The organism is Amphibacillus sp. Q70 (assembly GCF_052055485.1).
GTDB lineage: Bacteria > Bacillota > Bacilli > Bacillales > Amphibacillaceae > Amphibacillus.
In genome coordinates, this window is sequence record NZ_CP197171.1 from 1,229,034 (window position 1) to 1,255,439 (window position 26,406).

Genomic DNA, 26,406 nt, shown 5'->3' on the forward strand with positions numbered 1-26,406 from the left:
TCATTTTGTATTTTTATGCTTAGAGATTGATCCAAAATCTAATTCGAAATATTATATTCACCGTATTTTGCGTAAGGCTCTATAACTAAGCGCTTGAACTTAGTCTCCATATAATAAGGTATACTTAGATTGTTCCTGCTCTTGCTGAATGGACTAATTGCAAAACGTTCTGATGTTTTACCTAAAATCCCCATTTGACAATCAGTTATGAAAGGGTTATTATCTAAAATAAGTTAATAAAAATAGAATTCGGATTGTCACTGGAAACAGGCAACACTGAAAAAATAATCACTAGATGATTACTTTTCGTGTTGCCTTTTTTTGTGCTTTTAGGAGGGGAAGAATGAAACTATATCAAGTACTAAATAATAATGTTGTAACTTCATTAGTAGATGGAAAAGAAATCATTATCATTGGGACTGGTATTGGTTTTCAAAAAAAACAAAATGATATTATAGATGAAAATAAAATCCAAAGTAAGTTTTATCCAGCTAACAACACTCTTGCCCAACAAACGATTCAGCAATTGGAAGATGTCCCTGAGGAAATCGTAGATATTGTTGCTAAAATAGTGAAAAAAGCGGAACAGGATGTTGGTACGGAATTAAATAATGGCATCTATTTCACACTTGTAGACCATATTTCTTTCGCATTAGAACGATATAAGAAACAAAAGGAAATCAAAAATGTGCTACTGTGGGATATAAAAAGACTGTATAAAAAAGAATTTGAGATTGGAAAATATGGAGTTGAGTTACTGAATGAAACCTACGATGTCCAGCTTACCGAGGAAGAAGCAGCATTTATAGCGGTACATGTCATGAATGCAGAGTTTAATGTAGGTATTGATATGATGGAATCTATGACACGCATCATTAATGAAGTGGTTAGAATTATTGAATATTATTTCAAAATTGATTTAGATAAAGATAGTTTGTTTTATTTGAGATTGGTCAATCATCTGAAATTTTTTGCCCAGAGGGTTTTAAATGGTACCCCTTATGAAGATAGAAAAAATATACTATTTGATGTTATTCGTAATAATTATACTGAACCATTTGCATGCTCGTGTCAGATAAAAGATTTTATGATGAAGAAATATAATTGTAAGTTGACTGAAGAAGAATTAGTTTATCTAACTGTCCATATTCAAAGATTGATTGATACGAATAAATAAAGGATTGTCACTGGTAATGCAGGCAACACCTAGATGTAGGCTATTAATAGTCTTACCTAGGTGTTTTTTTTATACAAAATAATTATAAATGGGAGGAAATAGTAATGAAGGACCAAAATCTATATATAAATATTTTAGATAATATTGGAGGTAAAGAAAATATATCAGATATTGCACATTGCATGACTCGGTTAAGAATCGCCTTAAAGGATACTAAGAAAGTAAATCTAGATGCATTAAATAAATTAGAAGGTACTATGGGAGCGGTTTTAAAAGGGAATCAGGTGCAAATCATTATTGGAGACAACATTGCCCAGACCTATAATGAATTCACAGAATTTATCCAGTTTGATGAAAATGCTATTCAAGAAAGTTCAGATAAAACTAAAGGTAATCTGTTAGAAAAAGGATTAAATAACCTTGCTAGTATCTTTAATCCAATTGTTCCAGCATTAGCAGGTTCCGGGATGCTTAAAGCCTTTTTAGTTATCTTTGGGTTAATGGGTATCCTATCCGAACAAAGTGAGACGTATTTTATTCTCAACACTGTATCAGATGCAGTATTTTACTTCTTGCCCGTTTTATTAGCTTATTCAGCATCAAAAGTCTTTAAATGTAATACCTTTGTAGCGGTAGCGTTGGCAGGAGCCTTGATGCACCCTAATTTTACTGATTTGATGTCAGAAGGGACGAGCCAACTTAACTTTATAGGTTTGCCAATTAATTTGATGAGTTACGCTTCAAGTGTTTTACCAGCCGTTTTTGGAGTATGGTTTTTGTCCTATGTTGAACGTTTCTTCAACAAAATCATACCGAAAGCTTTTAAAATTGTATTTGTACCAGCATTTACGTTATTAATAGCTGTACCTATTACGTTGATGGTAGTAGGTCCTGCGGCTACTTATATCAGTGATTACATTAGTAGTGGAATTGGATTTTTAGTAGAAAGTGGGGGTATACTTGCGGGAATTATTTATGGTGGTCTACAGTCTACTATAGTAGTTGCTGGATTACAACATGGTATACTGCCGTTGCAAATTGATGCAATCGCACGTACAGGTTATAACTTATACTCGCCGATTTCAGGAAATAATAACGTTGCTCAAGCTGGTGCTTCCTTTGGTGTATGGCTGAAAAGTAAAAATATTCGAAATAAATCAGTTGCTGCTAGTGCTAGTATTTCTTCTTTGCTGGGCATTAGTGAACCGGCCGTTTACGGCGTAACGTTAAGATTAAAACGTCCATTCTTAGCAGCTGCTATCGGTGCTGCAACAGGGGGAGCGATTGCCGGGGGATTTGGAGCACAAGCGTATGCAATTGGTGGTCCATCATTTGTTACACTTCCAATGTTTATTAGTGATACGAATCTTTTTAACGTATTTATTGTAGCTGGTGCCTTTACTGTTTCTTTCATTGTCGCAGCGATTCTCACCTGTATATTTGGTTTTGAAGAAATTATCGATGATCAGAAGTCAGAAGTAAAAGTAGAATCAGAAATCACCGAGGAGGAGTGGGTTGAATTAGCTTCTCCAGTAGAAGGGGAGATCGTTCCGATAGAAGAAGTTGATGATCAAGTTTTTTCTTCTAAATCAATTGGAAATGGTGTTGCCATCGAACCAAGTAGTAATAAGGTATACGCTCCGGCTTCAGGTGTTGTTGAACCCGTATTTAAAACACAACATGCGATTGGAATGAAGACTAATGAAGGAATAGAGGTCTTAATCCATTTAGGCATAGATACAGTGAGACTTGATGGTAAGTACTTTGATACAAAAGTTAAGGAGGGTGATAGGATTGAAGCAGGTGATTTGATTTGTGAATATGATTATACAAAAATCAAAGAAGAAGGATTTGCAGCTACAGCCATCATGGTGGTTACTAATAGTAAGGATTTTCCGGAATATCATATTGATGATAGAGTAAACACGAGAAGAGAAGAACCTATTATGAAAATAAATATAGAAAGAGGGATAAAATAATGAATAATGTAAAATTTCCTAAAGACTTTTTGTGGGGTGGCGCAATTGCTGCTAATCAATGTGAAGGTGCTTGGAATATTGATGGAAAAGGAGCATCTACAGCAGATGTTATGACAGCCGGCGATAAGAACACACCAAGAAGAATTACGATGGAGCTAGAAAAAAATACATTTTATCCAAATCATGAAGCCATAGACTTTTACCATAGGTATAAAGAAGATGTTGCTTTGTTCGCAGAAATGGGTTTCAAGACACTACGGGTATCGATTGGCTGGTCCCGAATTTTCCCAAATGGAGATGATGATCAACCAAACGAGAAAGGGTTACAGTTTTACGAAGATCTATTTAAAGAATTGAAGAAATACAATATCGAGCCATTAGTAACACTATGGCATAATGAAACGCCACTAAACCTTGTTAAAAAATATAACGGCTGGGCTTCTAGAGAATTAGTTGATTTCTTTACGAAATATTGCGAAACGGTCTTCAACCGATATAAAGGATTAGTGAAATATTGGATTACATTTAATGAAATCAATGCACTTATGCGCCCATTAGGAAACTGGAACCATGGAGCTATACTACATGAAGGGACAAAATATTTTATTCATCAAAAAGATGACGTCAATATGAGGTTCCAAGCTTTGCATCACCAGTTTGTAGCAAGTGCAAAAGCAGTAAAACTTGCACATGAGATTGATGAAAACTATCAAGTCGGATGTATGATATGCTATATTACGACCTATCCTTTGACGTGTAACCCAACGGATATTTTAAAAGCACAAAGAGAAGATCGTGTTCTAAACTTATTCAGTTCAGATGTTCAAGTTTTTGGAAGCTACCCATATTATATCGAAAAATATTTTAAAGAAAACAACATCCAATTTTCAAGAAATGAAGAAGATGAAAAAATTCTTAAAGAAGGTACAGTAGATTTCTATTCATTGAGCTACTATATGTCCGTATGTACCAGTGAAGAAAGTAAGGAAGAAAAAGTAGATGGTAATATTATGGGTGGATTCAAAAATCCATATTTAAAAACCTCTGATTGGGATTGGCAAATTGATCCTACAGGTCTACGTTGGACGCTACATCATGTTTACGATCGTTATCAGATACCTGTTATGGTTACTGAAAATGGTCTAGGTGCAAAAGATAGTATTGAAGAAGATGGTAGTATCCATGATGATTATCGAATCTCATATCTAAGAGATCATATCATAGAAATGGGTAAAGCAATCGAAGAAGGAGTAGACCTAATTTGTTATACGCCTTGGGGATGCATTGACTTAGTGAGTGTATCTACTGGAGAAATGGAAAAAAGATATGGCATGATCTATGTAGATAAAGATAATGAAGGAAACGGAACGTTGGAAAGAAAGAAAAAAGACTCTTTCTTCTGGTATAAAAAAGTAATTGAATCTAACGGAGAATCAATGTAAATCAATACAATAATTGTTTAAGAAAATTTTTATAAAAGATTATTGATCCTAGTCCTCAATCAACTTGAGGAACTAGGGTTTTATTTATACTTTCGCTCTGTACTGCACTTTTTAGCCTGCTTGTATAACGAGATTAGCTTTTTCAATAGGAATGATTCATCAAAGAATAAACAGGTGTTACATATATTTATTATGCAGAAAAATAGGAATGCTCATGTGTGGACTACACATATCTTACTACGAATGAGTGAGTAATCATGAAAATTTATTATCGTCAGGATCTTTCTATTGATTGCAGAAAAGAATTTACTAACTGGAAGTCTTTGTGTCATCAAGGTAATATCCCGATCTACTTTGCAGACTCAGGCATCATTTTATGACATGATTTAATCAAACATTCGAAAGATGACTTATTTGGAAAAGCCTCGAGTTTCTATAAGAAATAGACATTAACCAAGTCGATCTCACCTTTATTTCTGCAATAGTTGATAAGGGAATCCAAGTACCTAGAAAATTATTAAATAATCAAAACCTTTGGAAGTATACACCATAAAAACGTATACTGTAATCAAGGAGTGGTGATAATGAAGATTCATCCAATCAAAGCTTTTTCGGATAATTATATTTGGATAATTGAAAAGAACTCAAAGGTAGTTGTTGTGGATCCTGGAGAATCAGCTGGTGTGATAAGCTATCTAGAAGCAGAAGGGCTTGATTTAGTCGCAATTTTATTAACCCATAATCACGCTGACCATACGGGTGGGATTGAACAAATTTTAATGAAATATCCAAATACCCCCATTTATGGACCACAGGAAACTGAGCCGTTGAACGATTATGTCTTACGCGAAGGCGATTCCTTTGAGTTGTTCGATCAAACCGTTAGTGTCATAGAAACACCTGGACATACCGAGGGACATATTAGTTACTTAATCGGTGATGCACTCTTTTGTGGCGATGCTTTATTCTCAGCAGGGACAGGCCGAGTCTTTACGGGAGATTATCAAGCACAATATGATACATTACAAAAATTTAAGCAACTAAACGATTCGGTCAAAGTGTATGCAGCTCATGAATATACAGAAACAAATTTACGCTTTGCTCAATCCATTCAGCCCACTAATCAACTGATTTTTGAAGCTTTAAATAAGGTTATGGCAATACGTAAAGAAGATAAACCCACATTGCCATCAACGATTGGTCGAGAAAAAGAAATTAATTTATTCCTTCAGGTAGAAACACTTGATAATTTCATAGCGTTGCGTAAGGGGCGAGATGATTTTTAGTGGATTGATTAGTTGAACACCCTAATTTGACGTGTGTTTTTTTGTCCAGTTAATTGTAGGTGTGCTTCTTTTTCCTAGTAAAAAAGATTCTGGCAAATTGCCAGAATCTTTGAAAATAGGTGCCACACCTATATACTTAGAGTGCTAATTTACTTATTTAGCTTGATGTTGCAACTTGTGATTAAACGGATAAAAACTCAGTCCGTCTTTGTTCATGCTTGTCGAGTATAATTTGCTCTGGCTTGATTCCTTGCTCAAGCAGTATTTCAATGTTTTGTACGAGGAATTCGTCACTACCGACAATATAGAAAAGGCCACCTTTATCTGTAGCGAGATTCGCTACTTCATCATAGTAATCTTGGCGATTATCAACGAATTGTGATGTAAATTTCTTGTCAGGTGAAGACTCAAATATGTTAGTGAATAAGAAATTCTTTGATGAATCGATGTTCAGGGAATGAAGCTGATTGACGCTGTCAGCATGATCAAAATAATCAAGCACAAGTGGCCTGAACGTTGCTAGGCCGACACCTGATGACAACAGATAAATATTTTTATCTTCTCTTCTAAGCGGTACATTTGAGTTTGTTTTAAATAGTGCCACCTCATGACCAGCTTCAAGATTTCTTAAAATCGCTTTAAACTCGGAACACTGTTCTCTAATCCGTGTTGTGATACCAATTGAATTTTCATATGGTAAAGTGGAAATGGACATATGACGGACTAGACTACGATTTGGCTTATCCCCAGCATTAAAGCCTTTTAATGCGAAATGGGTGTGCGCGCCTTCTTCCCAAGTAAAGTCTTCAGGACAGTCAAGCAAGTATGTTTTAACCTCAGGCGTTTCTTCAATAATTTTATTTATTTTAGTCCAGTATATTTGCATAATCCCCTCTCCTCGCTTAGTTAATGATATTGTACTCCTTAATATACACTAAGTGATAATTATTCTCAATTAAATAGTTTGATTATTTCAAAAAAATAAATGAAATTTAAAAATGTGAGCAATTTACACAACCCTCGAACCTGAATGATTTATAATCGACATATGTGGAACAATAATACTAGGAGGTCTGAAATGAACAAAAAATATAAACCATTATTTGAACCCTTTACCTTTAAATCAGGTGTAACGATTGATAATCGGATCATGATGGCACCCATGACGACGAATTCAGCATTTGAGAATGGCATGGTGACGACAGATGAGCACATCTATTACAAACGTCGAGCGGCAGGAGTTGGTGCGGTTATTACTTCTTGTGCACAAGTAAAAGAAGATGGTAAATTTGCTGGCTCATTAAGTGCTGCCTCAGATAAGCATATTGAAAGTCTAACCAAATTAGCCAGCACCATTAAAAGTACAGGAACAAAAGCGATTTTACAAATTTTCCATGTTGGTCGCATGGGCACATCAAGCGCACTTAGAGGACTTCAACCTGTTAGTGCCAGTTCTGTCGCTGCTGTTCGTGAAGGTGCTGAAACACCAAGAACATTAACAGATGAAGAAGTTCGTGACATCATTGAATCCTTTGGTGAAGCAACGCGAAGGGCAATCGAAGCAGGCTTTGATGGTGTAGAAATTCACGGAGCTAACACTTACTTAATTCAACAATTTTTCTCACCGCATTCTAATCGTAGAGATGATCATTGGGGTGGAACATTAGAAAAACGAATGAACTTCCCACTAGCAGTTGTTGATTCGGTCAAAGAAGCGATCGAAACACACGCTAGTAAACCATTTGTTCTTGGCTACCGCATTTCACCAGAGGAAATAGAAGAGCCAGGGATCACGCTCGAAGACACATTAGCTCTATTAATGAAATTAAAAGATCAAGGACTTGATTATATTCATGTTTCACTTGGTGATGTGATGCAAGGATCGATTCGTAATCGAGAAAATGTGACACCAACACTTAAAGTGATTACAGAAAGGGTTGGAGCTGACACTCCAATAATCGGTGTGGGTCAAATCATTACACCAGATGAGGCTCTAGCAGCAATGGAAGAACTTAATCTTCCACTCATAGCCATTGGCAGAGAGCTGATTGTTGAACCTGATTGGATTGAAAAGGTGAAAACAGGAAAAGATGATACGATTCGGACAGAGATTCATCCAGAAGACAAAGAAGATTTAGCATTCCCTGACGCCATGTGGGAATATGTCCAATCCAGACCGGGTTGGTTGCCGATTGTTAAATAATATAATGGGAAAGGAGTATCACTCACTAGATAATGTGGGTGATACTTTTTAATAACTAGCCGCAAAACAAGACAAGGTAGAGATAATGGTATAAAGGACTGGTTTACATGGTTAATAGTGGTATAATAGATAAGAATAAACAGAGCGTGGCATATATTTTAAAGAAACGATTATTAATATGAAGATAGCTAAAAAAGGAAGAGTTAGTTCATTATGCATAATAATGTTGAAGAGTTTTTATCAACTTTTAATTAAGACGGAAAAGTAGCTAAAAAGACAGGTGCGTAAAGAGAAAGAATGCAGTTATAAGGATGCCTTAAAAGTAATGAAGGGAAAAAATCCTGTATAATAGTTCATTATGATGATTTAGTTTTGTATAGATAAATCAAGAATTCAGTTAATAAATGGAAAAACGCACTAAATTATTACGTTATATACCTATCTAACGAGATAGTTAATAATTTTAAATTAATCTATAATAAAGCGATGGATCCTGATAAAGTGATTCTAAAGCAATGTTATTATATTTTATGCAAATGACTCTTTATCATAAGTTTTAAATGAAGTTAAAAAAAATAAGTACACAAACTCCCCAGTCTATAAACAGAATGGTGACTTTATTGGATTACTTACTGATAACGGTATTATCAATTATTTATCAATAAGTATCGAAAAGGCTATGCTATTAATTTCTACTATATGAAACACAAATAGAAGTAAGACGGTATATAATGCGAGGGATATCTTTGAAAATAAAGAAAATCGGATAGGAACCACATTAATTATCTAAAATGGAGAAAAATCAAAAAAATATTAGTGATTATAATTGCATGGGCTATTTTTTAAATAGAATCAGTTTATTAAAATATGAGGAGGTATAAAATTGAGCAACAAGCTATTACAATTACGGAATTTAATGGGAAAATACAAAGTATCAAAAACCCTTGATATAAATGAATTGATTCTTGAAGGATTGGAAAGGAATATTGATTTAACTTTTGAAGATATTAATGAGATAAAGAAAAAAACGAATGAATTCGATGAAGTAATCTCTCCAACAATTATTACTAAATTTATGAAAAAGATAGTAACTAAAGATGTTGATGTATTGGTACCTTGGAATGTATATGGTGAATTAATTGGGGCAATTACTCCACATGTTAAGAACAGTATGTTAATTAATAGCAATGAAACTTCTGCCAAGATTACTAACTTAATACTGAAAAATACGAAGCATCAAATTAGCGTAGGAGATTCATTACTAATTCTCGATGAATTAAGTGAATTTAGATTCGATTTAATATGCGGTTTTCCACCAATGGGTATAAGGTCTAAAGCAGAAATAAATAATCATATGTCAACGCTGAATTAAGTCATTTATTGATATTAAAATCGTCTAAATTATTAAGTGAAGATGGTCAAATGTTTTTTGTGGTAAATGAAAACTTTTTCAATAAAGAAAGGGCGAATGCAATTTTACCAATTTTAGAAGACAAAGGTATTTATTTAGACTCTGCATTCTATCTTCCGCCTGGGTCACTTATTAATTCAGGTATTGGAACATATCTAGTAGTCCTAAGTCGTAAAAAGTATGATGGCTTGTTCATTAGCGAATTAAAAGGTAAAAATTTAGAACAAGTAATTCTAAATTGGAAAGCTAGAAAAGAAAGTAAAATACTCCAAAATGGTAAATTAATAGAACATAAATTATTTTCATCCTATGTAAGATTAGAAAAAGAGATAGAAGTAAAAAAGATTGTTAACAAAACTAATCTTACTGCGGTACCTATTGAAAATATAATAATTAGTATAAATAGTTTGCCAAGAAAAGATGATTCTTTCAAAGAACAAGTGAATGCAATATATTTACCTAATATTGGGTTGTCAAATGTAGTAGATAATCAACAAGAAATGAAAATTAAATCTCGAAATTACTTTCAAATTATTCTAAATGATAGTGTTAATAACAGTTATTTGGCAAAGTGGTTTAATACAGAATTAGGTCTACTTGTTAGAGAAAGTTTGATGGATAGTACAGTTATTCAAAGAATTAACAAAACTAGGTTATTGAAAACAAATATATACCTTCCGAAAAAAATTGTACAGCAAGAGATATTATACATACAATCTAAGATTAATGAATTTAGGAATGAATTATACAGTATTGAAAATAAGGCATGGAACTATCCCAATAGTTATGAGCAATTAAATAGACGTCTGGAGAAATTAAACAGGGAAGACGGACTTGCTGATTGGATAGAAACATTGCCTTTTCCTTTAGCGTCTATCCTGTATAAATACCATGCTATAAAGGATGGATCTTCAAAGAAAGAATTTTTATTACATTTCTTTGAAGCATTTGCTCAATTTCAAGTTGTATTGATGTTAAGTGCTTATATAAAGAACGGAAGTAACTTAGATCGAAAGTATATTTATGAGATTGATGCAGATAAATTAACTAGAGCAACTTTTGGGACGTGGGTTCACATTGGTGAAAATATGGCGAAAAAACTAAGACAATTATTAGAGGATTCGCCAGAGCAATCTTTACGATTGTTTCAACATAAAAGAAAAGGAATTTTAAAGATCATTTCATCTAAACAAATATATAATATCTTACGTAGGACAAAGGAATACCGAAATGACTGGAAGGGTCATGGTGGAGTTGAAAGTAGCACTGAAAGAAAAAATAGATTGGTCTTATTAGAAAAAGAATTACATTTGCTAAGAAAAATAATAGGTGATGTTTATGAAGACTATCAATTAATTCAGCCAGGCACAGGACATTTTAGTTCGGGTTTATATCATTGTAACTGCAAATTATTAAAAGGAACAAGAAATACTTTTATAGAGAAAAATATCGAAGTATTAAGTGGTTTGGATATAGAGAATTTATATTTACTTGAGGAAGATGGTCATGAACCACTTGAATTACTCCCATTTATTAGATTAATACCAAGTCCAAATACACAGGTTAATGTTTGTTACTTTTATAATAGAGTAGATCAAGCTGGAGTACGAATGGTTTCATATTACTTTGATCAAGATGCTGACATTACGATTCAGGATACCACAATAAAAAAAATATTAAATAATTTAAACTTCAATTAAGCTGTTATATTAAAAATGGACTTTGCAATCTAGGATAAAATAGAAAAGAAGTATTAACAAGATAAGTGGCTTATAAAAGTTAATTTTAATTAGAGTGTGCTATAAAACTATTTAGTATAGTTTACGTATTTTCTAAAATCAACATAAATCTATCCATTTAACGTATTAGTTCCGGGTATTTCAACTTAAGTTACTAAAATTGGAAAACTAAGATATGTCAGTTAATATAGATGAAACAGATAAACTATCTGACCAAATTGTTAATATTTTCTCTGATTTAAGGTGGTAGTATTTACTTATTCATGATAAAAATAGTGAAAACGGAAGAAAACTAGAATTAGAGCGAGAGCATAAAAAATTGGAATAAAGCTCCTCGGAGAAAAGGCTGAGAAATTAAGAGTTTAAATAGAAGAAAAAGGAACCAACTTTAAGAAGGAAATTTTTAGTCATATGGAGTATTTAGTAGAAATCAGAAAAATAGAGAATTATTTAAATAGCTTGTAATTAATAAAATTTGATAACGCTAAATCTATTAATGAATTTATTAAAAAGTTAAAGTATCAAATCGATTAGATAATTTTATTGAAGTTATTGAAAAATGGTATGAAAATATCTAAACGTTAATTTTAATAAAAAACGTAGATTATATAATCAAGTTAGTCACCTAAAATAAAAGGCCATGTGAATCTCATGTTATATTGAAAGTACGACCAACCAATATAAGGAGAATTCACATGACCCATGTAAATACTATCACAGAATCACGGAAAGGGAAACACCTTACATTTGCTGAAATGAAACAGATTGAAGCATATAAGAAACTCGAGTTATCAAACCGAGCGATTGGCCGACTGCTTGATCGCAATTATCAAACCATCAATAATAATGTTAAGAAAGGGACTGTTACACAAGTCCAAAAGCAAACACAGAACGGCAAATCCTATTTTTATGAAAGAGCAGTTTATTTCGCAGATGTCAATTATGACGTCTATGAAAAGAATCGTTCGCATTGCGGCCGCCGCCCCAAATGGGTTGATGGACATGAATTTGTTGATTGGGCTGATCAAAAAATGCGACAAGACAAATGGTCACCTGATGTTGTTGTCAATGTAGCTAAAAGTGAAGCCTTCTTTCATGAATCCATCATTCCAAGCACGTCCACACTTTATCATTGGATTGATAGTGGCATCATGCAGACAAAGAATATGGATTTGTTAGAAAAGGTTGATCGAAAACCACGCTCCACAAAAGGCAAAGGACATCGAAATAAAAAGGTGCATGGTATCTCAATCGAAGAACGTCCAGAATCAGTTAACCAGCGAAAGGAATTCGGACATTGGGAAATTGATACGGTTATCGGTAAAAAGAAGGCTGATGAACCTGTTCTATTAACGCTTGTTGAACGTAAAACAACCTTTGAACTCCTCTTCAAAATTGATGGGAAAAGAGCAACGCAAATTGATGATACCTTACAACATATGATTAGTCAGTTAAACGGAATCGAAGGTGACATTTTTAAAACCATTACCTCAGACAATGGAAGTGAGTTTAGTAATCTATCTGAATTGTCTAAAGAGATTGATGTCTATTACTGTCATCCATACGCTTCCTTTGAACGAGGAACCAGTGAAAATCAACATAAAATCATCCGTCGTTTCTTACCCAAACATGAGTCGCTGAAAGATGTTAATGAGGATCAAGTCAAAAGGGTTCAACAATGGATGAATGACTATCCACGAAGAAACCAAAACTATAAAACACCTCACCAAGCATTTGTCTTAGAGCTACAGAAATTACAGCTGAATCTTGTTGCTTAAAATCATGTTTAACCCAGGTATGTCCCGTGATGGTGTGCATGGATCTGTTTGGCTTTAAAGCCAAACAGATCCATGCACACCACTAAAGCACAAATTCATGCCTTTACTGGCATAAAACAATATAACTTTGTGAACTCACTAAAATAATTATTCTAAGTGACTAACTTAAACTTGAAATTTAGGTTTTAATAAAAAATAAGGAAATCAGCAATTAATAAATAATGAGGTTATATAATTTATCTTCAGAGGTGTAGAATATGAAAATCATGATTGAAAAATATCAAAATAAAGACCAGCAACAGTTAAAACAATTGCTGGAGTTATGCTTTGAGGATGAATCTTTATTGGACATAGTAAATGGATCTAATTTTAAATGTGCATATTCAGCTATTTTTGCTGATAAATTAGTCGGTTTTGCGCTCGTATGGACTAGTCGTTTTCATCCTTATTGTACTTATTTTCGCATTTTATCCAATCCATTTCATAAATTCTTTAAAACAGAAGAAAAATTATTTGCTAAAGTTAGTGATCGATATATAGAAGACTCATCTTTACAAACTTCATTATGGGAAACATCAATGATCTTAAATAAACTCTATCAAGAAAAAGGTTTTAAAGAAATTAGAAGAACGTACATATCCACATTAAAGATAGCTAATATTGAAATGGATAACTGCGATATCGAAGTAGATTATACTATTAAAACATTAAAAGAAGTTTTACTTGACAGGACTTTAACAGATGAGTTAACTTACCTTGTTAAAAGCAATTATGAACAAACACATAAAGCCAATCCAGTTGCAAATTTATCAACAGATCAATGGAAAAGAATGATTTTTGCGGATGATGTGATATCTGATGGAAGCTATTTTTTCTTAGATGAGAACAAAAAGAGTCTAGTAGCTTACTCATTTCTGCATGAATCAGATGAGGAGGATTCATTGGAATTGGGGTGGTGTGGAGCTACTGACTTTGAAGATAAGTATTTGATTTCCCAGTTGATATTTTATCAGCTGAAATATGCAAGCAAACACGATATTAAATTTTTAATCGGTGAATTTGATACAACTGATCCCTCTGCAATGGAAGTGATGACTAGTTTTCCGTTTGATCCAAGTCCTGCTTGGGTGACTTATCGGAATTAACAGAGTTAAGTGAGGTTTATTTTTCCGAGTTAGCATTCAGAGATCATCGCTCCACAATAAAAAGAAGCAAGCACAATCAGCCCACTTCTTTTTTATTCTTATTTCTCAATTCTTTTTCAAAATTCTCTTTAACCATTTTAGCGATATCTTCATGAGAAAGTTCATTTAAATCCTCAAAGCTACTTAATTTTTCACAAACCTTAATATAGGCAAATGCGAGACTTGTGGTTAATGTTGATGCAACCGTTCCGTTAATCATTCCGCCTGCAAATGTGCCGACACCAGGAATGAGTTTAAAGATGTTTCCGACAATGGCTTTACCGATAAGTGTTGCTGTTGAGGAGCCAGCAAGTGCAGAAACGATCGTTTGCATCAGTGCCTTGGAATTTGGAAAACCAAAAATATTCGTTATTTTTGTAATTAAAGTGATTTGAATTCCTACAAGGGCGATTGAATCGGAAAAGGGAATCGGGGTAAAGCCAACGCCGAAGGAACTAGCGATAAACCCCATTGACCACTTTTTTGCTTGTTCAACTTTTAGTTTGATATCAGATTTTTGGGCGTTGACAAAGGCCTTTTTTGTTGCTTCTGGAAGGACTTGAAAAGTTAGTTGAACAAGATTGCCGAGACCATAGCTAGGAACTTCAAAGTTGCCCATGAGTTTTTTGGGTGCTGCTAGTAGTTTTACTGTATTAACGACAGGAAGATTGAGGTTATCTATTTCTTTTGCAAAGGCTTCATCGTCACTAATACATTGTGTTAATACAAGGATGATCGGCATCTTTTCTGAAAAAAGTCGAATCCATTCAATTTCTTCCCTTTCAATCCGTTCTGATTCGTAGGAGATGCAGTACCACATTAAATGAACTTGCTCTTTTACATCATTTGTTTTCTCTCGAGTTTCTATTTCTGCTACGATTTCACTTTGGATTTCTTTTCTTGCTATATCCTTTAGTTCAAGACCTTTTGTATCAAAAAGATTAACAGGTACGGAGTCTTTTGATATTTTTTTCAAATGTTGAGTAACGGGCATTCCAGTTCCCGTTTGAGCGAGATTCTCTCTGAAAATAGAATTGATCAGTGTGCTTTTACCGACACCTGTTTTTCCAGCAATTAAAATATTTGGTTTGACCATATTTTTGAAATCTGCTTCTAGTTCTTCTAGTATATCTTCTAATGAAAAATCTCTTTTATCAGTTGTTGTGTAGTCCATCTGTGTTTTCCTCCAAAACTATGTCGTCTATTAATCATTATATATTGATTGGTCATTTAAATAAAATGATTAATTCGGACCAACACGATGTTGGTCATACGGATAGCCACGAGACCTAAATTCAGTTATTTGATAAAAAAAACAACTTGAGTTGTTGTGAAAAATTACGGGTAATCGTTAAATAAGAGCTTTAACAAACAATTGGGTGAGATTTAAATTCTCACCCAATTGATAGGGAATTCCCATTATAATTGTTGTTTCATTTTCTTGATTTCCTCAATATCTAAGTGTGTGACCTTTGCTATAAGATGTAAATCTAATTCTTCCTTCAGCATTTCAATAACTACTTCTTTTTTTCCAATCACTTTCCCTTTCTCTTCATATGAAATTGGGATTTCAAAAATCTTATCTGCTTCTGGCAATTTATTGACTTCATCCATTAATTGTTCCTCCTCTTCTTTCGTTAATTTTAGATAGGTTTCAAAAAAGCCGTAAAGTAGTCTTTGTTTTGCGGGATTTAATTCCATTTGAGTAATCATGCGCAGGAATTCTTTCTTAACTTGTACGCGTTCGTTTTCGTCATAATCCATCTGGCTCAATAATGCAGCGGCAGCAGGGTTGTCGGAACGAATATAGTCGCGCCAATTCTTTTTACGGAGATGTAGGGTCATGTAGTTAAAGGTCAGCACGTGGAAAAAGGGAAAGCCCATTGTATATTGTTTCTCTTCCCATTTATCATCGTAACTAAAGACAGCAATCGGGATAATGGGTTTTTGATACTTATTGTATAAAGGACTGAAATAATGATACATTCGTTCGTTGAAATCCGATTGCCGATAGCTTTGGGGTTCAATATGCACAATGATGACAACATCCGTGTCCTTCAATGTTGTTTCCATCACGATATCAAGTCTCCTAGCAGCTCCATCCAATAGATTGGTATAGACTTCTTCGGACAAGGGTTTAATCCGATGGAAATTGATATTCTTGTACACATCAGGAAAAAATGCTTCGAGAAACTCTTTTAAAAAAGTGTTAATCAATTCTTTGTACAATTGGTCGTGTTTTGTGTGGGTAGATTCTGGAGGCTTTTCTTTGATTAGTACTGGCATGGCTGCCATGGAAGCACTTCCTTGATCGGTTTTTTGATGAGGTGGCAAAGGCGAGGGGTCTAGCTATAATATAGCACGGTTTTTGGGGCGGGACAATAGTATCAGAGGATTTTGATTGATGATAGGGTGTTTACAAGGAAACAAATAGGCTAAAAAAATTCATTTTACTTTTACTAATAGAAGTATTGGGAAATTTAAAATAAATCGATGAAGAAAAAATCTACCTCATTGTGACGATAGAGCAGGAGAATTATCGCCTCCACTCAAAATGGGCGAAAGCGATTTTCTATCATTTCAATATTAAAATAATTAAATAATTACTAATCTTTGAAGTCAACCATTTAATTTAATGTCATTTGTTGAATTAGAAATAGGTGCTCAAACTGGTAACTAACTATCCCTTAACCGGATACTTCTCTTTATTCTTCACAAGTTTCTTTTCTACAATTTCTTTTACATCCAATTCCAGTTCAGCACATAGCATTAAGGTGTATATTAAGACGTCAGCAATTTCTTCACGGATATTTTCTTGGTTTTTATTAAGGGCTTCTTTACTGCTAATCCATTGAAAGTCTTCTAGGAGTTCGGCAGCTTCTATAGAGATTGAGATAGCTAGATCCTTTGGGTTATGGTATTGTCTCCAATTTCGTTCGTCTCTGAATTGATTGATTTCATCGATTAGGCTTTGAATATCGCTCATGAATATATTTTCCTTTCTAGCTCGAGTAGTTTTTGCCTTAATTTAGGGTCTGTTGCATAAATGTATAGACCGTAGATTCCCCGTTTCATCAAAACATTGATGGAATTTAAGATGATTTCTTCTTTAAGTTTTTGGTTCTTTTCAAGTGATAGATCGGTGCGTGAAATGAATGCGCCGGTATCTTTGTATTTTGATGGATCAATAACGAGTTCATTTTTTTCTTCATCATAGGTAACGGAAGGTCCAAGCACAACGCCAACGTAATTTAGATCAAAGCCTTGTACTGTATAAATAGAACCGACTTCCTTAATAGAATCTGGATTTTCTGCCCATGTTACATTGTCTTGAGTACTGTTCCAGGGCATGTTAATTCCATTTTCATCAACCAGGTATGTTTCATTGTCCTTCTTATGCAAATAGTCAAATGTCGAAACGATTCTGGAAAGACCATGATCCTTGTTTTTATTATTAATCGCTGTTTTAAATGTTGAAGCATTTTCAAATATTTTTAGCTCAAATGAGGAATCTAGTTCTTTTGGTAAAGGTAGAACTTTCTTTTCAACAAAAGAGTCAATCCACTTTATTGTTTCAGGTGAGGCGTTCATCCTCATTTGGTCGGTAAGTTTGATAACTTTTGCATTATATTGCTTTGTTATTTGTTCGAGTAATTGGCTATTCCAATAACTTTTAATTTTTAACACTTGTTTTGGATCGAAAATTACAATTGTAACTTTACTGCGTTTGATAATTTCATCCAATTGATTATCATAATGGAAATTATTATAAGCATCTTTTTTTGTCAGAAGGAGATGAGCTTCATCGACTAAGACGATATCTGCAGTTGTTTCCGTTTTAGTTTTTTGATTAATAAATGATGTTGGTTTCAAAAAACTCTTTTTCTTTAAATTTGGTAAGCTATTAGCAATACTTTTATATGTTTTCAACATTTCACCGTGATTGACCAACAAGTAATTATCAGTTTTGTTTAAAGGTGGGCTACTATCTCTGCTCATATCTTGGATGGTATTAAACAAAGAACTTAACAAGACACTTTTACCTGTCCCCGCATCTCCTTCTATGGCGATCACATGATGACCTTCTTTTTGAACGTGTTTTTTGCAGAAATCAAGGATCTCATTTTTAACGTCAAGTTGTAAGGGAGATAACTCCTTGTAAGGCGATAGTTTGTAGATATCCTTATTTCTAAGCCCTTCAAGGGAATCACCGACAATTTTTTCTTCCCTAAGTTTCTCCCATATTTTTTGAAAGAGTTCTTCATTATAGAATGCCTTTTGATAGTAGTTGTGCATTTCTCTAGTTCTAGTTTGGCTAACGTTTTGGAGCTGATAATGATTATCCGCAATAAAATAGTTTATTAGATTTGATTCAATATTGTATGTTGCCGATTGATTAAACTTCTCATGTCCTATTAGAATAGAATAGTTTAAATTTTTTCGTTGGCGATCCTCGATATGATTTTTTAATCGTCGTTTAGCTTGCACCGTTTGTCCGATATAGGCAGCGGGTCTCTTTTTCTCATTGTAAAGGATGTATACAATGGGATAGTTATTTAAATGAAGTGCTTCCACCGTGTGCAAATTGCCAAGATTGAAATCAATCTTTTGAAAAACTAATTCATTCATCGTGTTAACCTCTATCTTTTTTGTATTTGAGATAATCTTATCATAGTTTGTAATAATATATCTAATAATTACCTTTAGATATAATAGGATATTCTACTAATTAATTAACCTGCATTTTTGAAGATGAAGTATTGCCATAACAGTTTCTTTTATCATTCACCTTCCCAGTTAATTTGTATTTACTTAACAATCCTTGCTATTTTTGAAAGGTATATGGACTTCTACGATTAAAATAATGAATTAGTCCCTCCGGTGATGGTTGCTTACAAATTGCTCATTCTTATGCTTGTAGTATTAGCTCTGTGGTCATTTGATGGCTAATCTGCTAATCTATGATTCTTTTAGAGGATAAATTTCTCTAGAATTTGACTGTGTATATTTCGCTTTCAAGGGCATATTTTTTCACAAAGTATGTTGAAAAAGACCCGAGATGTCTATGCTATAAACTTTATTCAATTCTCTTATCATACGAATGGAGTTTGTAGTTTCTTTAAATGAGAGTCAAAATAAACAATAATTATAAAAAATTCACCAATAAATCGATAGTAAAAGCGCTTTCTTGAATGTAAGTTATATATAAGAAAAGAGTACGAAAAAGCTGTAATGAGGGGGTAATTATGTTCTTTTAATAAAATGATATCATAGAAAAGCTGTTAAATTAGGCAACTGTAGAATAATTGATTCTAAGAAAATAGGAGGGACCAAATTGGGGAGAAAACGATTTAGATTAGTAAGTATTTTTTTAATCATAACTTTATTGATCCTGTCTTTCGTGGAGTATTTACCTGCAGTGATGGCAGAAACAGCAACGCCAAATGAATTTAATGATAATCTAGAAATTAAGGAAGATAATGATGAAAATACGATTGATTCATCTGATTCATCAGAAAAAGAAGAGAACATAGTTGATCTAGAAATTGATTCTGAGGAATCTGAAGATACAGATGCTTTAGAGGAAGAGGCTATTGAGAGTTTCGAAGAAGAATCATTAAATCAAATAGATGCAAATGATTCTGAGGGAGAAAAAATAACTGAAAAGTCAGATAAAATCGAAAAAAAGAGAGATTTAAGTGAAACATTAGATGAGTCATATTATGTTGATTTTAAAAACGGAAATAATGGTGAATTAAAAGCTGAAGAAGGACGAATGGAAGTAAGTTATCAGTCTGATTTGGCGAAAATTAGTACATTTGGACAAACTGTCATCCATGATGCAGCTGCACCTGAAATAAAAAATGGTGTGTTGGAAATGGATCTGGAGTTTACTGAGGATGATACATCAAGATTTGGTTTTGTTTTTCGTTATAAGGATATCGGGAATTATGCTGCTGTTTTAAAAGATCAAGGAAACTGGGTCCTTCATTATAAAGTTGATGGTCAACCAACGAACCAGACGATTACCTCTTTAAAAGATGTTGATTTTAATGCAAATGAAAAGTACACGGTTAAATTAATTTATGATGAAATCTATTTGAATTTATTTATTAATGGTGAGGAAATCATCAATATAAATGCATCTAATGTACCGCAACATACAGGGAAAATTGGCGTAAGAAGCTGGTTTAATAATAAGACATTTATGTTGGAAAGTATAGAAAACTATAGTCTTGATCTAGGCCCTGGTGAAGGTGGAGAACAAGGGGAATTAATTGAAATCCAAAGCCCGGATGGTGAAGTAACTGTCTCACTTGATGATGCGTTTCCGCGGATAGATCATTATACTTGGAAGGATAATGAAATAGATGGATATAAGGGGAACGTCAATTCGATTAGAGTTAATAATATTCGTTACACCCCGGCTGTTGAATTTGAAAAATTATCGGAAAATAAAGCACAGTACACTATTAAAGTGCCCGACTTGATGGAGGAGGCCAATCTGACAATAGAGGCAACACCTGAGGGCGTAGATATTAAAGTGACAGATATTAAGGAAAGTTCTGATAAGCTTGTCAAAACCCTAGAAATTCCTAATCTTGGCCTTGTGTCGATAAATAATGAAGATTATGATGTTGCACAGCAAGCTGCAGCATGGACTACCGGTGAGTGGCATGGTGTATTTGAAGAATATCATGATTTACATGAAGATGTAGAAAGTGTTACAGGAGGACGGACATTTGCTTTCCTTAACACAGATACATTTGCTGCGACTATATTAAATAACATTGTTGATAGTACTGACAAAATCCGTATCAATATTGATGAGGATAGTGAAGGCAAAAAAATAACTGAAATGTCGAATGGTGCCTGGACATATCATGAAAATAATGCCCTCGATCCTGAGGAATTGCCATGGGCGAAGATTATCTTTACAGGCGACAATAATGGTGACGATGTCATTGATTGGCAAGACGCGGCTATCGCATATCGTGATGTTGCAGAAACACCGGTAGAAGATGGATATTTATTAGCACCCTATAAACATGAGTTAGTACGTGATCATATCTCTTATATTAGCTTCAATATAGGTTCACAAGCCGGAATGCCATTTTTACGTGCGTTTGATAATGCGAAGAAAATATCAAATCTAATAGATGGATTTGGTCAGAACATTCTATATAAAGGCTATCAAGCGGAAGGGCATGATGACTCTCACCCTGATTTTGGTGGGCATACTGGAATCAGACAAGGAGGAATAGAAGATTTTAACTATGTTTTACAAGAAGGTAAAAAACATAACATTATTGGTGGAGTCCATATAAATGCTACAGAGTATATGCTAGATGCTTTTGAAACCAACATGGATAATATGGTACAACCATTAGCCAAAGGTTGGGGCTGGATGGATGAATCCTATTATGTAGATCAATATAAAGATTTAGTGAGTGGTGAATTAGAACGTCGCTTAAATATGTTAAAAGAAGAAACAGGCGATAACTTGTCATTTGTTTATATTGATGTTTACAGTGGGGCTGACTATAAAGCGAAAAAGTTAGCGGAATATGTTAATAATAATGGTTGGATGTTAGGAACTGAATTCGCCGGTCCACTATTTGAACAAGTAGCATGGACACATTGGGGGACAGATCCTGGTTATCCAAATGAGGGAAATGATATAAAGTTATTACGCTTTTTGCGGAACCATGCAATGGATGGATTTATGAGTCACCCATTATTAAAGGGTAATCAACAAGTAGGTGTAGGTTATTGGCAAAATAATCCTGAGAGTAGAAGCTTTGTCAAAACACAAGAGGTATTCTTTGTTCACAATTTGCCGACTAAATATATGCAATACTTTCCAATCACTAAGTGGGAAGACGATAGAATAGAAATGGAAAATAACGTTGTTGTGCAGCGTGAAGATAATAATGAGGTTCATCTTTATAAAGATGATCACTTAGTGGCAATTATGTCGGATACAGAAGACGTTAGTCAAAGTACTGTATTCATTCCGTGGAATCCAGAAACAGAGGAAAAAGTGTATCACTGGAACCCAGAAGGTGGTAGAACGACTTGGACCGTTCCCAATTCATGGGATAACGCAACATCAGCAAAACTGTATGAATTAAACGACCTTAACCGTGAATTTATTCAAGATGTAAATATTAACAATGGTGAAGTTACATTAGATGTTGAGGAAAAGACAGGTTATGTATTATACCTTGAAGAACCTGAAGAACAAGAAGATATGGATTGGGGTGAAGGTGGTTTAGTTAAAGATCCTGGATTTGAAAGTCATCAATTTGATGATTGGGAAAAATCCTCAACCAATGAAAATGCAGATCATATTCAAATGGTATCAGATGAAAATCTAGATGGTCAACTTGAGGTAACAAGTGCAAATGATGCTAAGATAGAACAAGTTATTACCGGACTTACACCTGGAAAAACGTATACAGCTTCAGTTTGGGTAAATATAGAAGATACTCGAAAAGTAAGTATTGACGTTGGGCAAGAGGGTGAAGAAGTTACAAATTGGCTTGAGGACACAAAACATAAATTCTATTCAAGACAACATAAGTATTTGGATAAGAATTTCCAGCAAGTGAAAGTCAAGTTTGATGCAGTATCTGAAACGGCAACTTTATCTCTTCAGGTGGATAAAGGTGAAGGTAGAGTTTTATTTGATGATGTGCGAATTTGGGAAAACCCAGGGAAAACTGATACATCGGGTGCCGTTTTGTTTGAGGATTTTGAAAACGTAGATAACGGTTGGGGACCTTTCGTATATTCTAGAAGCGGTCCAAATCGTACGCATTTTGCAGAAAAAAACCCAGAAAAAGATCAAATTAAGCATCATGTTATTGATGGGAGATTTTCTTTAAAGACAAATGAGAATGGGGATCCAGGTGAATGGCTACGAACACTGCCTCAAACATTAAGGTTAGAGCAAAATAAAACGTACACGGTAAAAATGGATGTAAATGCTGCTGCTGACGATATGTATACGGTGGCAGTAAGGACGAATGAAGATGGAGAAGTTCGTGATTTAGCTTCACAAACAATTAAGGAATCCGATGAGGAAATAGAGTTTACTGTAACCACTGATGATGCTAAAGACCCGTATTTAGCAGTGATTAAGAATTTTAATGATACGAGTCTTGAATCAGCGGGAATTTTGATCATTGATAATATTTTAGTGACAGATGATGATCAAATCGACATGGAGCAATTAAAAGAACTAATAGAAGAAGCTCAGGCAATTTCCAATGAAGATGGAGAGTATACTGAAGCATCATTCATCGCCTTACAAGATGCCATTGAAGTTGCCGAAGCTGCCCTGCAAACCATTGAAACAGAAGAGGAATTGACAGATGCCATAGCTGCCTTACAATCGGCCATTGATAGTTTAGTTGAAGTTGAAGAAGGCCCTGAGTCTGTTAACTCTACTGCATTAGAGGCACTTGTAGATGCAGCAAAAACCCTTGATTCAGCTGACTATACAGAAACAAGCTATACAGCTTTAGCTGAAGCCCTTGACTCAGCATTAGATGTTTTAGCAGATGAAGAAGCAACACAAGATGATGTAGATGAGGCAACAACAGCTTTAGCTTTAGCTATAGCAGGTCTTGAAACGATTGAAACATCAGATCCAGTAGTAGATAAAACTGTTTTAACAGCCATTGTAGCAGCAGCCGAATCTTTAAATTCTGCTCACTACACAGATGAAAGCTATGCAAATTTAGTCAATGCACTAGAAGCAGCTTTAGTTGTTTTAGCAGACGAAGAAGCAATACAAGCTGATGTAGATGAAGTAACAACAGCACTAGTATTAGCCATAGCAGACCTTGTTGTTGATTGTTCAGAAGATCCTGAGGAACCAGGAGAAGACCCTAAGGATTCAGAAGATCCGAAAGATGATGAGGATAAAGATGAGACCCCAGTTGTTGATGAAGATGGTGGTTCACTTCCAGCAACAGCAACATCTATCTATAACTGGTTATTGGTTGGATTTGTATTTGTATTAGCAAGTGGATTTATTCTACTTGTAGCCAATAGAAAGAAAAGATCTACTGAGTAAGATTGTAGAGTAGATTCGATAGACAAAAGCGCCCCTATCAGTTTGGTAGGGGTTTTTTACACTTTAAAAATTCAAACTATTATTTCAAAAAGATATTCTTTTTAATTGTCTAAAGACTTTTGATTGATTTGCTTTATAAAAAGATTTTAACAACATATTGGTAACCAATTTTATTACAGATAACCGTCCGTAAACCTCGAAGTAACAGAATGTTGGTCACACAGGCATTACCACACGACGTGCCCCTTTTGAATATGCACTTTTAAGTATAGAAGAATACCTACTAAGCATTTCTACAATATTAAACGATTTAATTGGTTAGTTGACAGATCCAATTAGAATTGCTATCATTAAAAATGACCACTTGGTCACTAAAGGGAGATAGATTATATGAGCCGTATTCAGTTTAATAAACTAGCTAAAGAAAAAAGAATGAGAATTATTGAGGCAGCGTTAAATGAATTTGTACATAACGGGTACAATGGAACATCGACGAATCAAATTGTTAAAAAGGCAGGGATAAGTAAAGGAAGTTTATTTAAATATTTTGATAATAAGGAAAGTCTCTATTTTTTTCTTTTAGATTATAGCATTAAAGGTTTGTTGGAAAAGATGCAGAATGAAGTTTCAACTTTACCAAAGGATCTTTTTGAAAGAGTATTTAAAATATCGGAGGTTGAAATAACATGGCATATTGAAAATCCTTTACAATACAAATTACTAAAAGCCGCTTTTGCAAAAGATAATCCTGTTTATAAAAAAGTAACACATTTATATAGTCATATGGCTGAAGTTTCCTTTTACAAGTTACTTGATGGTGTTGATTTTGAGACGTTTAAATCGGATAAAAATCAGATAATAGATATTCTTAAATGGTCGCTTGATGGATTTAATCAATCGTTCGTAGAAGAGATAGACCCTGATGCAGATCTACAGCTCATCCAGATGCAATATAATAAACAACTTAAGCAGTATATGGATATTTTAAAGGATGGATTTTAAATGGAGGAGATATGAAGGATGTTAAAAGGCTTTGGAGAAACGAAGACGGTCACAATTGGAAATACCGAGATGGATTATGTTGTTTTTGGAAGTGGGAATAAACCGTTTATCATTATACCGGGGTTAAGCGATGGTCTTAAGACAGTAAGAGGACAAGCACTTACTTTATCATTGTACTATAAGCAATTTGCTAAGGAATTTAAACTATACGTTTTTAGTAGGAAGAATCAATTAGAGGAGGGTTATACAACTCAAGCAATGGCAAGAGACCAGAAAAAAGCGATGGAAAAGTTAGGACTTAAGGATGCTTATGTCATGGGTATATCACAGGGTGGTATGATTGCTCAGCATCTAGCGATAGAATATCCAGTTTGGGTTAAAAAATTGATTTTAGGTGTGACGGTTTCAAAACAGAATGCAACGATCCAAAAAGTGATAACAAATTGGGTGGAGATGGCTGAAAAAAATGATTATGGGACATTAATGATCGATACAATGAAAAAAACTTATACAGAAAAAGGAGTTAAAAAGTATCGCTTATTTTTCCCCATTCTTAAAAGGATCGGAAAACCTAAATCCTTCAAACGATTTATCATTCAAGCAAATGCCTGCCTTTCCCATGATGCCTATGATCGATTGACTGAGATTCAATGCCCTACTTTGGTGATTGGAGGGGATAGTGATAAGGTCGTTGGTGAGCATTCATCTGAAGAAATGGCTGACAGAATCAAGGGCAGCAAATTGCTTATTTATAGTGGATTAGGACATGGAGCGTATGAGGAAGCTAAAGATTTTAATGAGCAAGTTATGCTTTTTCTGAAAAGCTAATGCAGTAGAAATTGGAGTAAAATCAATATGCATGATTGGAAAACATCAATCATAGCGAGATGAGAAAAGCATGACCCGATTGAGCATTATAGAATTGAAATAGCAAAACATAATTAAGCTGAATCAATTTATCACAGATAACCGTCCGTAAAACTCGGGGCAACAACGGGTTTTGATGGGGCGAGTAACCGCAAATATCTTCGATGGGGCGAGTAATCGCAGCAATGTTGTCAGGTTAAGCCAAGTAATCGATCAAGAGGGTGGAACAAAAAGATTTATTCATGAACAAA

At 34.2% G+C, this 26,406-nt stretch carries 17 protein-coding genes; 12 read left to right on the plus strand and 5 right to left on the minus strand.

From position 1 onward, the window contains the following. The first annotated feature begins 343 nt into the window (after positions 1 to 343). The 4 genes from licT (at position 344) to gloB (ending at position 5,884) form a co-directional block, all read left to right on the plus strand. Entirely contained in the window at positions 344 to 1,177 is an 834-nt protein-coding gene (licT, locus tag ACS127_RS05665) for a BglG family transcription antiterminator LicT (RefSeq protein WP_440897456.1), read from the plus strand. Between the two features lie 104 nt (positions 1,178 to 1,281). Further along, the gene (locus ACS127_RS05670) at positions 1,282 to 3,156 is read left to right on the plus strand and encodes a beta-glucoside-specific PTS transporter subunit IIABC (RefSeq protein ID WP_440897457.1); all 1,875 of its coding nucleotides are present in this window, start codon (positions 1,282 to 1,284) and stop codon (positions 3,154 to 3,156) included. Next, complete coding sequence (locus tag ACS127_RS05675; RefSeq protein ID WP_440897458.1) at positions 3,156 to 4,598, plus strand: glycoside hydrolase family 1 protein; 1,443 nt, start codon at positions 3,156 to 3,158, stop codon at positions 4,596 to 4,598. Before ACS127_RS05670 ends, ACS127_RS05675 begins: the two co-directional genes overlap by 1 nt. A gap of 584 nt (positions 4,599 to 5,182) precedes the next feature. Next, on the plus strand, positions 5,183 to 5,884 hold the full coding sequence (gene gloB / locus ACS127_RS05680; protein WP_440897459.1) for a hydroxyacylglutathione hydrolase: 702 nt from the start codon (positions 5,183 to 5,185) through the stop codon (positions 5,882 to 5,884). A 181-nt stretch (positions 5,885 to 6,065) separates the two neighbouring features. Here the strand turns inward: gloB and ACS127_RS05685 are convergent, their stop codons facing one another. Next, entirely contained in the window at positions 6,066 to 6,770 is a 705-nt protein-coding gene (locus ACS127_RS05685) for a dihydropteridine reductase (protein ID WP_440897460.1), read from the minus strand. Between the two features lie 192 nt (positions 6,771 to 6,962). Between ACS127_RS05685 and ACS127_RS05690 the strand changes: the two genes are divergently transcribed. From ACS127_RS05690 to ACS127_RS05710, 5 genes are all read left to right on the plus strand, one after another. Next, positions 6,963 to 8,087, plus strand: coding sequence for an NADH-dependent flavin oxidoreductase (locus ACS127_RS05690; RefSeq protein ID WP_440897461.1), 1,125 nt, complete (start codon positions 6,963 to 6,965; stop codon positions 8,085 to 8,087). A gap of 883 nt (positions 8,088 to 8,970) precedes the next feature. Next, the gene (locus tag ACS127_RS05695) at positions 8,971 to 9,459 is read left to right on the plus strand and encodes a hypothetical protein (protein WP_440897462.1); all 489 of its coding nucleotides are present in this window, start codon (positions 8,971 to 8,973) and stop codon (positions 9,457 to 9,459) included. Positions 9,460 to 9,509: 50 nt separating this feature from the next. Beyond that, on the plus strand, positions 9,510 to 11,198 hold the full coding sequence (locus tag ACS127_RS05700) for a hypothetical protein (protein ID WP_440897463.1): 1,689 nt from the start codon (positions 9,510 to 9,512) through the stop codon (positions 11,196 to 11,198). A gap of 734 nt (positions 11,199 to 11,932) precedes the next feature. Continuing rightward, positions 11,933 to 13,015 (plus strand): IS30 family transposase, encoded by a 1,083-nt coding sequence (locus ACS127_RS05705; RefSeq protein ID WP_440894882.1) that lies wholly within the window; start codon positions 11,933 to 11,935, stop codon positions 13,013 to 13,015. Between the two features lie 257 nt (positions 13,016 to 13,272). Continuing rightward, positions 13,273 to 14,160, plus strand: coding sequence for a hypothetical protein (locus ACS127_RS05710; protein ID WP_440897464.1), 888 nt, complete (start codon positions 13,273 to 13,275; stop codon positions 14,158 to 14,160). Positions 14,161 to 14,236: 76 nt separating this feature from the next. On the opposite strand, the gene ACS127_RS05715 is transcribed toward ACS127_RS05710, so the two are convergent. The 4 genes from ACS127_RS05715 to ACS127_RS05730 all read right to left on the minus strand — a co-directional run bounded on the left by ACS127_RS05715 (position 14,237) and on the right by ACS127_RS05730 (position 18,828). After that, positions 14,237 to 15,373, minus strand: coding sequence for a YcjF family protein (locus ACS127_RS05715; RefSeq protein WP_440897465.1), 1,137 nt, complete (start codon positions 15,371 to 15,373; stop codon positions 14,237 to 14,239). 245 nt (positions 15,374 to 15,618) lie between these two features. Further along, on the minus strand, positions 15,619 to 16,494 hold the full coding sequence (locus ACS127_RS05720; RefSeq protein WP_440897466.1) for an Rpn family recombination-promoting nuclease/putative transposase: 876 nt from the start codon (positions 16,492 to 16,494) through the stop codon (positions 15,619 to 15,621). 385 nt (positions 16,495 to 16,879) lie between these two features. Further along, positions 16,880 to 17,185, minus strand: coding sequence for a nucleotide pyrophosphohydrolase (locus ACS127_RS05725; RefSeq protein ID WP_440897467.1), 306 nt, complete (start codon positions 17,183 to 17,185; stop codon positions 16,880 to 16,882). Then, positions 17,182 to 18,828 (minus strand): DUF2075 domain-containing protein, encoded by a 1,647-nt coding sequence (locus tag ACS127_RS05730; RefSeq protein WP_440897468.1) that lies wholly within the window; start codon positions 18,826 to 18,828, stop codon positions 17,182 to 17,184. The genes ACS127_RS05725 and ACS127_RS05730 overlap by 4 nt, the downstream gene beginning before the upstream one ends. 706 nt (positions 18,829 to 19,534) lie before the next feature. Between ACS127_RS05730 and ACS127_RS05735 the strand changes: the two genes are divergently transcribed. The 3 genes from ACS127_RS05735 to ACS127_RS05745 all read left to right on the plus strand — a co-directional run bounded on the left by ACS127_RS05735 (position 19,535) and on the right by ACS127_RS05745 (position 26,116). Beyond that, positions 19,535 to 24,286, plus strand: a complete 4,752-nt coding sequence (locus ACS127_RS05735) for an endo-alpha-N-acetylgalactosaminidase family protein (protein ID WP_440897469.1) — start codon at positions 19,535 to 19,537, stop codon at positions 24,284 to 24,286. A gap of 390 nt (positions 24,287 to 24,676) precedes the next feature. Further along, the gene (locus ACS127_RS05740) at positions 24,677 to 25,288 is read left to right on the plus strand and encodes a TetR/AcrR family transcriptional regulator (RefSeq protein WP_440897470.1); all 612 of its coding nucleotides are present in this window, start codon (positions 24,677 to 24,679) and stop codon (positions 25,286 to 25,288) included. Between the two features lie 18 nt (positions 25,289 to 25,306). Next, positions 25,307 to 26,116 (plus strand): alpha/beta fold hydrolase, encoded by an 810-nt coding sequence (locus tag ACS127_RS05745; RefSeq protein ID WP_440897471.1) that lies wholly within the window; start codon positions 25,307 to 25,309, stop codon positions 26,114 to 26,116. Positions 26,117 to 26,406 lie beyond the last annotated feature (290 nt).